We start from the raw sequence: 7,850 nt of genomic DNA on the forward strand, positions 1-7,850 counted from the left end.
TCCCGTGACCACCACCACCGCACCGCTTGACGTCGCTGCGCTGCGTGCCGACTTCCCCATCCTGGCGCGCACCATCCGCGACGGCCGCCGGCTCGTCTATCTCGACTCCGGCGCGACCTCGCAGCGGCCGCGGCAGGTGCTGGACGCCGAGCGCGCCTTCCTTGAGACGGCGAACGCCGCTGTGCACCGAGGTGCGCACCAGCTCGCCGAGGAGGCCACGGACGCCTACGAGGGCGCCCGTGCCACGATCGCCGCCTTCGTCGGCGCCGACCCCGGCGAGCTGGTCTTCACCAAGAACGCCACCGAGGGCGTCAACCTCGTCGCGTACGCGCTGGGCAACTCGGCGACCTCGTCGCTGCCCGGCGCGGCGCGGTTCCGGCTCGGCCCCGGCGACGAGATCGTCACGACCGAGATGGAGCACCACGCGAACCTGGTGCCCTGGCAGGAACTCTGCGAGCGCACCGGCGCCACGCTGCGCTGGTTCGGCGTCACCGACGATGGCCGCCTCGATCTGTCCACACTGGACTCACTGGTCAACGAGCGGACCAAGGTCGTCGCGTTCTCCCACCAGTCCAACGTGGTCGGCACGGTCAACCCGGTCGAGCCGATCGTGGCCCGCGCCCGCGAGGTCGGTGCGCTGACGGTGCTGGACGCCTGCCAGTCGGTGCCGCACCGCGCGGTCGACTTCCGGTCGCTCGGCGTGGACTTCGCCGTGTTCAGCGGCCACAAGATGTTGGGGCCGACGGGTATCGGCGTGCTCTACGGGCGGCGCGAGCTGCTCGAGGCCATGCCGCCCTTCCTCACCGGCGGATCGATGATCGAGCTGGTGACGATGGAGAAGACCACCTTCGCGCCGCCGCCGCAGCGGTTCGAGGCCGGCACGCCGATGACCTCGCAGGCCGTCGCGCTCGCCGCAGCCGTCGACTACCTGACCGCGGTCGGCATGGACCGCATCGCCGCGCACGAGCACGAGCTGACCGAGGCGGCGCTGCGCGGCCTCGGCGAGATCCCCGGCGTGCGGATCGTCGGCCCGACCGAGGCGGTCGACCGGGGCGGCGCGGTGTCCTTCGTGATCGAGGGCATCCACCCGCACGACGCCGGCCAGGTGCTGGACAGCGTCGGCGTCGAGGTCAGGGTTGGGCACCACTGCGCGTGGCCGCTGCACCGCAGGCTCGGCGTGCCGGCCAGCGTGCGGGCCAGCTTCTATCTGTACAACGACCTCGACGAGGTCGCCGCGCTCCTTGACGGAGTGCGGGAGGCACAGCGTTTCTTCGGGGTGACGGGGGCGGCCTGATGCAGCTGCAACAGATGTACCAGGAGATCATCCTGGACCACTACAAGAACCCGCACGGCCGCGGCCTGCGGGACGAGTACGACGCCGAGTCGTTCCAGGTCAACCCGACCTGCGGCGACGAGGTGACGCTGCGGGTGCGGCTGGAGGGCAGCGGCGAGGCGGCCACCGTCGCCGAGGTCTCCTACGACGGCCAGGGCTGCTCGATCAGCCAGGCCTCCACCTCGGTGCTGACCGACCTGGTCACCGGGCACACCGTGGCCGAGGCCTTCGGCACCATGGACGCCTTCGTCGAGCTGATGCAGAGCCGAGGGCAGCTGGAGCCGGACGAGGACGTGCTGGAGGACGCCATCGCGTTCGCCGGTGTCGCGAAGTACCCGGCGCGCGTGAAGTGCGCGCTGCTCGGGTGGATGGCCTTCAAGGACGCGGTGGCGCGGGTCGCGGACGACACCGCGCCAGCGTCGTCCAACGGTGAACACAGCAACGGGGTGACGACTCGATGACCGGGACAGGTGAGACCGTGACCGCCCAGGACGAGCAGGTGCAGCGGGGTGTCGAGGGCATGCCCGAGCCGCCAGCGCCGCGTGCGGAGGTGCCCAGCCTCGACGACCTCGAGGAGGCGATGCGCGACGTCGTCGACCCCGAGCTCGGCATCAACGTGGTCGACCTCGGCCTGGTCTACGACATCAGGGTGGACGAGGAGAACGTCGCCCTGATCGACATGACGCTGACGTCGGCGGCCTGCCCGCTGACCGACGTGATCGAGGACCAGACCAGGGCCGCGCTGGTCGGCGGCCCCGGCGGCGGGATCGTCAGCGACTTCCGGATCAACTGGGTCTGGATGCCGCCGTGGGGCCCGGAGAAGATCACCGACGACGGCCGCGAGCAGCTCCGGGCGCTCGGCTTCAACGTCTGATCAACCTAGTTCGTTCAGGAACCCGAGGAGGGCGCGGTTGACCTCCTCGGGCTTTTCCTGTTGCACCCAGTGTCCGCAGCCGGGCAGCGCCAGGCTGGCGCGCAGGTCCGGCACGCTGGCCGGTAGCGCCTCGATCAGCTGCGCGGCGTAGCGGGCGAAGGAGTCCTCCGCGCCGTAGGCGAACAGGGCGGGCGCTGTGACGGGCGCGTCGTGCCACGCGGCCATCAGCTCCCAGCTCAGGTCGAGCGCGCGGTACCAGTTGAGCCCGCCGGTGAACCCGGTGCGTTCGAACGTCTCGACGTAGGCGGCGAGGTCGGACTCGGTCAGCCAGGGCGGCAGCACGCCGGGGTCGGGCAGCACGTCCAGCCAGCCGCCGCCGGTCGGCACGACCGGGTTCCACGGTTCGGAAGCCGAGGCGGAGCCCGAGTACAGCACGCTGCGGAAGGTCGCGGCGACGTCGCGCGCCAGCTCCCGGTCCGCGCGGCCGGCCTCCTGGAAGTACTGCATGTAGTACCCGTCGCCGAAGCGGGAACGCATGGCGGACAACAGACTCTGCCGCCCTCGCGGCACGTAGGGGACGCTCAGCCCGACGACGCCGCGGACCCGGTCGGGCCGCAGCAGCGCGGTGGTCCAGGCGATCATCGAGCCCCAGTCGTGCCCGACCACCACGGCGCTGCGCTCGCCGAGCGCGTCGAGCAGCCCGACGACGTCGCCGGCCAGGTGCAGCTGCGTGTACTCCTCGACGGCGTCCGGCCGGTCGGTGTCGCCGTAGCCCCGCAGATCCGGCGCGACCGCGTGGTAGCCGGCGTCGGCAAGGGCGCGCAGCTGGTGGCGCCACGAGTAGGAGTAGTTGAGGAATCCGTGCAGCAGCAGGACGAGCGGGCCGCTGCCGGCCTCGGCGATGTGCGTGCGCAGGCCGTTGCTGTCGAGGTGTCGGTGCGCGATGTCTGCCATGGGTCTCCCTCGCTCCGCGCCTTAATGACCAGGTGGTCATTAAGGGTCATGGCGACACTGTAGGCGCGGCGCGGGACTAATGACCATCCGTACACTTGTGGCATGGGCCATACCCCGGCGAACGACAAGCCGCGCCGCACCCGCGACCCCGAGGCGCACCGCGCGGCCATCCTCGACGCCGCCCGCGCCTGCTTCACCGAGCGCGGGTACGCCAGGGGCACGATCCGCGACATCGCCAGCAGGGCCGGCGTCACGCATGGCCTGGTGATGCGGCACTTCTCGTCCAAGGAGCAGCTGTTCGTCGCGGCGATGCCAGGGCCGAGGGACCTGGCCGACGTCGTCGCGGGCGACCCTGCGACGCTGCCGGAACGGCTCGCGTTGGCCTTCGTCGAGCGACTGGACGGGGCGGGCGGCAGCGACCCGCTGATCGCGCTCATCCGCAGCACGGCGTCCAACGAGGAGGCCGCCACCGCGCTGTACCGCGAGATGCGGCAACGCAGCGCGGACGCCTACCGTGCGGTGCTGGACGGCCTGGACGTCGACGTCCGGATCGAGCTGCTCATCGCGCACCTCATCGGCGTGACGTTCAGCCGACACGTCATCGGCGTCGGCCCGCTCGCCGAGCTGCCGGCCGACCGGCTCGTCGCGCAGCTCGCCAGGAGCGTGCGGCAGATCCTGTTCGACCAGGACGTCGCCCCCGGATCCCAAGCGGCGGGCCAGGACTCGGGACGCTGACTCACAGGTGCGCGGCCACCGTGCGGATGACCGCCAGGATCGGGTCGAGCCCGGGAATGCCGTCCGCGCACCGCTCCGGCGGGACGATCCAGCGCAGCGGACCCGAAGACGTGCCGCTCGGCGGCAGCGGGATCCGCTGGTTCAGGTCGAGCAGGGCGACGAAGTACGGCGTGCCGGTCCGATGGGCCCGCCCGGAGTCGCTGGCCAGGAACACCCAGCGGGGGCGCGGACCCGGCAGCGGCAGCACGGGATAGGTCAGCCGGTACAACCGAAGCTGGTGGTTGATCTCCCCGGCGCGGCCCGCGCTCATGCACACGCCGAGCAGGTCGCGCCCGAGGCTGAGCATCAGCTGGTTCCCGATGATCTCGGTGTGCCAATCGTGGTCTGCCCGGTAGCGCCACGCGGCCTGCCGCAGGAGGTCCGCGAGCGAGTCCTCCGTCGGCCCGGGCAGGGTCCGCTGCTGTGGGAGGACGCCTGGTCTGGTGATCGTGAGTTCGGTCATCGAAGCCGCCTGTGTTTATGGTTTCCCTGACGTGGTGTCAATCGAGTCCCCAGACCCTTGACACGGCAGCGCACGCGCCGGGGTTCACCGGACGGCGTCAATCGCACCGAACGGCGTTTTGACGCGTGCACCCAGTCCTGCCGGACCCCGACGGCGCGGCGCGGTCGGCGCGACCGATACCGTGAACGTCCGGGTCGTCAAGGCGGGCGGCGGCTACCTCGCCTGCGGCCTTGACCTCAAGATCGGCGGCTGACCGGCGTTCTGCTTCGGTCTGGGCCCGCTCAGCGGGTGTGCCCGGCGTCGGACCCGCTCGACCGGCGGGCGCTGCGCGGCGTCAGGTCGGTCCACACCTCGGCGATGTGCGCGAGGCACTCCTGCCTGGTGCCGACCGGGCCGCAGTCGTGCCAGCCCAGCGGGTTCGCCCGGTGTGCTGGCCAGGTCGAGTACTGCTCCTCGTCGTTGACCAACACCTTGTACCGCACCGAGTCCGTCATGACGATCGCTCCACTCTATTGTCCGACAAGCAGTTCGGGGTCCGCCGCCCACAGCGGGTTGTAGATCGTGTCCGCGTAGCCGGTGCCCCGGTCGGCGCAGAGGAACACCACCGTCGGCCTGGGACCGGTGTACCCGTCGAAGTAGCCGTTGATGGCCGTGTAGACGGTGCCGGTCGAGCCGCCCGCGTACACCCCGTGCTGCCGAAGGAGTTGGTGGCAGCCGAGCACGGTCTCCCGCTCCGGCACCATGATCACCTCGTCGATCAGCGCGTGCTCGAACAGCGGGGGAGTGATGCTCGAACCGAGACCGGGGATCCGGCGGGTCGCCGGCGGACCGCCGAAGATCGCCGAGCCCTCCGCGTCGACGGCGATCACCCTGGTGCGGGGCCAGGTTTCCTTCAGTCGCTTGGAGAGGCCGCCGATGGTCCCGCCGGTGCTGACGCCGACGAACAGGTAGTCGATCCGGCGGAACGCGCGGCACAGCTCGCCGCCGGTGAGCCGGTAGTGCGCCTCGATCGCGTCGGTGTTCGCGTATTGGTTGGGCCAGTACGCCGAGTCCAGCTCGATCCGCAGCTGCGCGACCCTGGCCAGCCTGGTGCTCAGGAAGCCGCCGCTGGCATCGCGTTCGGTCACCTTCTCCACCCGGTCGCACAGGGCCCGCAGGTACGCCTCGGTCGCCGCGTTGACGTTCGGGTCGATCACCGGGACGAAGGCCAGGTCGAGCGAGCGGCAGAACGACGCCAGCGAGATGGCGAAGTTGCCGGAGGAGGACTCCACGATGGTGGTGTCCTCGGTGATCTCGCCGCGCTCCAACGCCCGCTTGAGGATCCAGAACGCGGAGCGATCCTTGGCGCTGCCGTTGGGATTGCCGTACTCCAGCTTCGCGAACAGGTCGATCCGGTCGTCGGCGAGCTGGAGCACCGGCGTCTCCGGGAGGGAGCGCCGGATGAACTCCAGCCGCTGCGACAGCGCGTGCGTGGTCATTGCTTGGCCACTCCGATTTGGGTCAGCGGGCGACGGCGGTGCGGTAGGCGCGGGTCGCCAGCGGGGCCACGACCACGATCACCACGAGGGTCAGCGCCACGGACATCGGCACCGGGTGCCGCGACGGCAGCGCGGTGCCGGTCAACGCGGTCGGGTTGCCGAACAGCTCCCGGCAGGCGGCGATCACCGCGCTGATCGGGTTCCACTCGCACACCGTGCGCAGCCAGGCCGGCAGGCCGCCGAGCGGGATGAACGCGTTGGACAGGAACGTCAACGGCATCACGATGACGAACGCGACCGCGCTGATCGCCTCTGGGCCGCGCACCAGCAGGCCGATCAGCGCGCCGAGCCACGCCATCGCGAAGCCCAGCAACAACAACAGGCCGAACGCGGCGAGCGCGGGACCGACGCCGTGGTGCACCCGCCAGCCGATCGCGAAGCCGACGACCGCCATCACCGTGCAGGACAACGCCGACAGCACCAGCGCGGACACCGTGCGCCCGACCAGCACGGCGGGCTGCGACATCGGCAGCGACCGGAACCGGTCCACCAGGCCGTTGCCGAGGTCGTCGGCGACGCCGAGCGCGGTGTTGGAGATGTTGGACAGCATGGTCTGGGTGAAGATGCCGGCCATCAGGTACTCGCGGTAGTCGCCGCCGGGCACGGCGATCGCGGTGCCGAACAGGCAACCGAAGATCACCACGTAGGCCACCGGCATCAGCGTGATGCTGAGCAGCTTCTCCGGGATCCGCGCGATGTGCCGCATGTGCCGGCCGACCAGCGCCCAGGTGTCGCTGACTGCGTAGGCGATCATGGTGTCCTCACGGGTGCGGCGGAACGTCCTGTCAGGGCAAGGAAAACGTCGTCGAGGGACGGCCGGCTCACGCCGAAGTCGGTGACCTCGACGCCGAGCGACTCCAGCGCCGAGGCGGCCCCGGCGATCGCGCTGATGCCGTCGAGCAGCGGGATCGAGACGCCGCAGGCGGCCTCGTCGACCGTGGGGCTGCCGGCGGAGACACCGGCGAGCACACGGACGACCTCGGGCAGCTGCGCCCGCGAGCCGACCGTGACCTGGAGGCGTTCGCCGCCGACCTTGCCCTTGAGCTCGTCAGGGGTGCCGTCGGCGATGACCTGCCCGCCGTCGATCACCGCGATCCGGTCGGCGAGCTGGTCGGCCTCCTCCAGGTACTGGGTGGTCAGCAACACGGTGACGCCGTTGCCGACCTGTTCCCTGATCATCTCCCACAGCGCGAGGCGGCTGGTCAGGTCGAGGCCGGTGGTCGGCTCGTCGAGGAACAGCACGGCGGGCTCGCCGATCAGACTGGCGGCCAGGTCGAGGCGGCGGCGCATGCCACCGGAGTAGGTCTTCACCGGTCGGTCGGCGGCCTCGGTCAGCTCGAACCGCTCCAGCAGCGCGTCGGCCCTCGCCTTGGCGGCCTTGCGGCCCAACCGGTAAAGGGTGCCGATCAGCCGCAGGTTCTCCCGCCCGGTCAGCCGCTCGTCGACGGCGGCGTACTGCCCGGTCAGCCCGATTCGGCCGCGCACCTGCCTCGGCTGCTTGGTGACGTCGAAGCCGGCGACGCTGGCGCGGCCGGAGTCGGCCTCCAGCAGCGTGGCGAGGATCCGGACGGTGGTGGTCTTGCCGGCGCCGTTGGGGCCGAGCACGCCGAGCACCTCGCCGGCCGGGACCGTGATATCCACCCCCCGCAGCGCCTCGTGATCTCCGTAGCGTTTGCGGAGTCCCTCCGCCTGGATGGCGATGTCCATACGCTTGCCTCGCATCAGGGCCGGGAAGTGCGATTGTGGTGCGCCCCAAGCTAAGCCGGGACGGCCCGCGCACCCAGGGCTCTGCAACAAGTCACCGGACCCACGGGATCCGGTTGCAGTTTGGTGCAACGCGCTTGACCCGTCGACGAGTGTTCTCGGTGCCCTGCAAGTAACTGCAAGCGCGTTGACCTGCCGCGTCGTCGCTGC

11 protein-coding genes are annotated in these 7,850 nt (G+C 70.8%); 5 read left to right on the forward strand and 6 right to left on the reverse strand.

Features of this window, described 5'->3' with window-relative positions; genetic code table 11:
* Positions 1–4: 4 nt before the first annotated feature.
* The 3 genes from F0L68_RS30070 to F0L68_RS30080 are packed head-to-tail and all read left to right on the forward strand — an operon-like array spanning position 5 to position 2,207.
* The gene (locus tag F0L68_RS30070; protein WP_149853229.1) at positions 5–1,294 is read left to right on the forward strand and encodes a cysteine desulfurase; all 1,290 of its coding nucleotides are present in this window, start codon (positions 5–7) and stop codon (positions 1,292–1,294) included.
* On the forward strand, positions 1,294–1,794 hold the full coding sequence (gene sufU, locus F0L68_RS30075; RefSeq protein WP_149853230.1) for a Fe-S cluster assembly sulfur transfer protein SufU: 501 nt from the start codon (positions 1,294–1,296) through the stop codon (positions 1,792–1,794). The genes F0L68_RS30070 and sufU overlap by 1 nt, the downstream gene beginning before the upstream one ends.
* Positions 1,791–2,207, forward strand: a complete 417-nt coding sequence (locus F0L68_RS30080; RefSeq protein ID WP_149853231.1) for a metal-sulfur cluster assembly factor — start codon at positions 1,791–1,793, stop codon at positions 2,205–2,207. Before sufU ends, F0L68_RS30080 begins: the two co-directional genes overlap by 4 nt.
* Here the strand turns inward: F0L68_RS30080 and F0L68_RS30085 are convergent, their stop codons facing one another.
* Positions 2,208–3,161 carry an alpha/beta fold hydrolase gene (locus tag F0L68_RS30085; RefSeq protein WP_149853232.1) on the reverse strand — a complete coding sequence of 318 codons (954 nt, stop codon included), beginning with the start codon at positions 3,159–3,161 and terminating at the stop codon, positions 2,208–2,210.
* Between the two features lie 102 nt (positions 3,162–3,263).
* Here F0L68_RS30085 and F0L68_RS30090 point away from each other — a divergent pair, with 102 nt between their 5' ends.
* A complete protein-coding gene (locus tag F0L68_RS30090; protein WP_149853233.1) occupies positions 3,264–3,896 on the forward strand; it encodes a TetR/AcrR family transcriptional regulator in 633 nt (210 codons plus the stop codon).
* A 1-nt stretch (position 3,897) separates the two neighbouring features.
* On the opposite strand, the gene F0L68_RS30095 is transcribed toward F0L68_RS30090, so the two are convergent.
* On the reverse strand, positions 3,898–4,398 hold the full coding sequence (locus F0L68_RS30095) for a hypothetical protein (RefSeq protein WP_149853234.1): 501 nt from the start codon (positions 4,396–4,398) through the stop codon (positions 3,898–3,900).
* A gap of 118 nt (positions 4,399–4,516) precedes the next feature.
* Here F0L68_RS30095 and F0L68_RS44615 point away from each other — a divergent pair, with 118 nt between their 5' ends.
* Entirely contained in the window at positions 4,517–4,651 is a 135-nt protein-coding gene (locus F0L68_RS44615) for a hypothetical protein (RefSeq protein ID WP_276313909.1), read from the forward strand.
* A gap of 28 nt (positions 4,652–4,679) precedes the next feature.
* On the opposite strand, the gene F0L68_RS30100 is transcribed toward F0L68_RS44615, so the two are convergent.
* The 4 genes from F0L68_RS30100 to F0L68_RS30115 are packed head-to-tail and all read right to left on the reverse strand — an operon-like array spanning position 4,680 to position 7,658.
* On the reverse strand, positions 4,680–4,892 hold the full coding sequence (locus tag F0L68_RS30100; protein WP_149853235.1) for an MbtH family protein: 213 nt from the start codon (positions 4,890–4,892) through the stop codon (positions 4,680–4,682).
* 15 nt (positions 4,893–4,907) lie between these two features.
* Entirely contained in the window at positions 4,908–5,876 is a 969-nt protein-coding gene (gene sbnA / locus F0L68_RS30105) for a 2,3-diaminopropionate biosynthesis protein SbnA (protein ID WP_149853236.1), read from the reverse strand.
* Between the two features lie 22 nt (positions 5,877–5,898).
* Positions 5,899–6,690, reverse strand: a complete 792-nt coding sequence (locus F0L68_RS30110) for an ABC transporter permease (RefSeq protein WP_188316907.1) — start codon at positions 6,688–6,690, stop codon at positions 5,899–5,901.
* Complete coding sequence (locus F0L68_RS30115; protein WP_223199263.1) at positions 6,687–7,658, reverse strand: ATP-binding cassette domain-containing protein; 972 nt, start codon at positions 7,656–7,658, stop codon at positions 6,687–6,689. The genes F0L68_RS30110 and F0L68_RS30115 overlap by 4 nt, the downstream gene beginning before the upstream one ends.
* Positions 7,659–7,850 lie beyond the last annotated feature (192 nt).

The organism is Solihabitans fulvus (genome assembly GCF_008386585.1).
Classification (GTDB): domain Bacteria; phylum Actinomycetota; class Actinomycetes; order Mycobacteriales; family Pseudonocardiaceae; genus Solihabitans; species Solihabitans fulvus.

Excerpts from the sequence above, each read along its gene's own strand:
- sufU (WP_149853230.1), top strand. The coding sequence starts at position 1,294 with ATGCAGCTGCAACAGATGTACCAGGAGATCATCCTGGACCACTACAAG.
- F0L68_RS30090 (WP_149853233.1), top strand. The coding sequence starts at position 3,264 with ATGGGCCATACCCCGGCGAACGACAAGCCGCGCCGCACCCGCGACCCC.
- F0L68_RS30100 (WP_149853235.1), bottom strand. The coding sequence starts at position 4,892 with ATGACGGACTCGGTGCGGTACAAGGTGTTGGTCAACGACGAGGAGCAG.
- sbnA (WP_149853236.1), bottom strand. The coding sequence starts at position 5,876 with ATGACCACGCACGCGCTGTCGCAGCGGCTGGAGTTCATCCGGCGCTCC.
- F0L68_RS30110 (WP_188316907.1), bottom strand. The coding sequence starts at position 6,690 with ATGATCGCCTACGCAGTCAGCGACACCTGGGCGCTGGTCGGCCGGCAC.
- F0L68_RS30115 (WP_223199263.1), bottom strand. The coding sequence starts at position 7,658 with ATGCGAGGCAAGCGTATGGACATCGCCATCCAGGCGGAGGGACTCCGC.
- F0L68_RS30085 (WP_149853232.1), bottom strand. The coding sequence starts at position 3,161 with ATGGCAGACATCGCGCACCGACACCTCGACAGCAACGGCCTGCGCACG.
- F0L68_RS30095 (WP_149853234.1), bottom strand. The coding sequence starts at position 4,398 with ATGACCGAACTCACGATCACCAGACCAGGCGTCCTCCCACAGCAGCGG.
- F0L68_RS30080 (WP_149853231.1), top strand. The coding sequence starts at position 1,791 with ATGACCGGGACAGGTGAGACCGTGACCGCCCAGGACGAGCAGGTGCAG.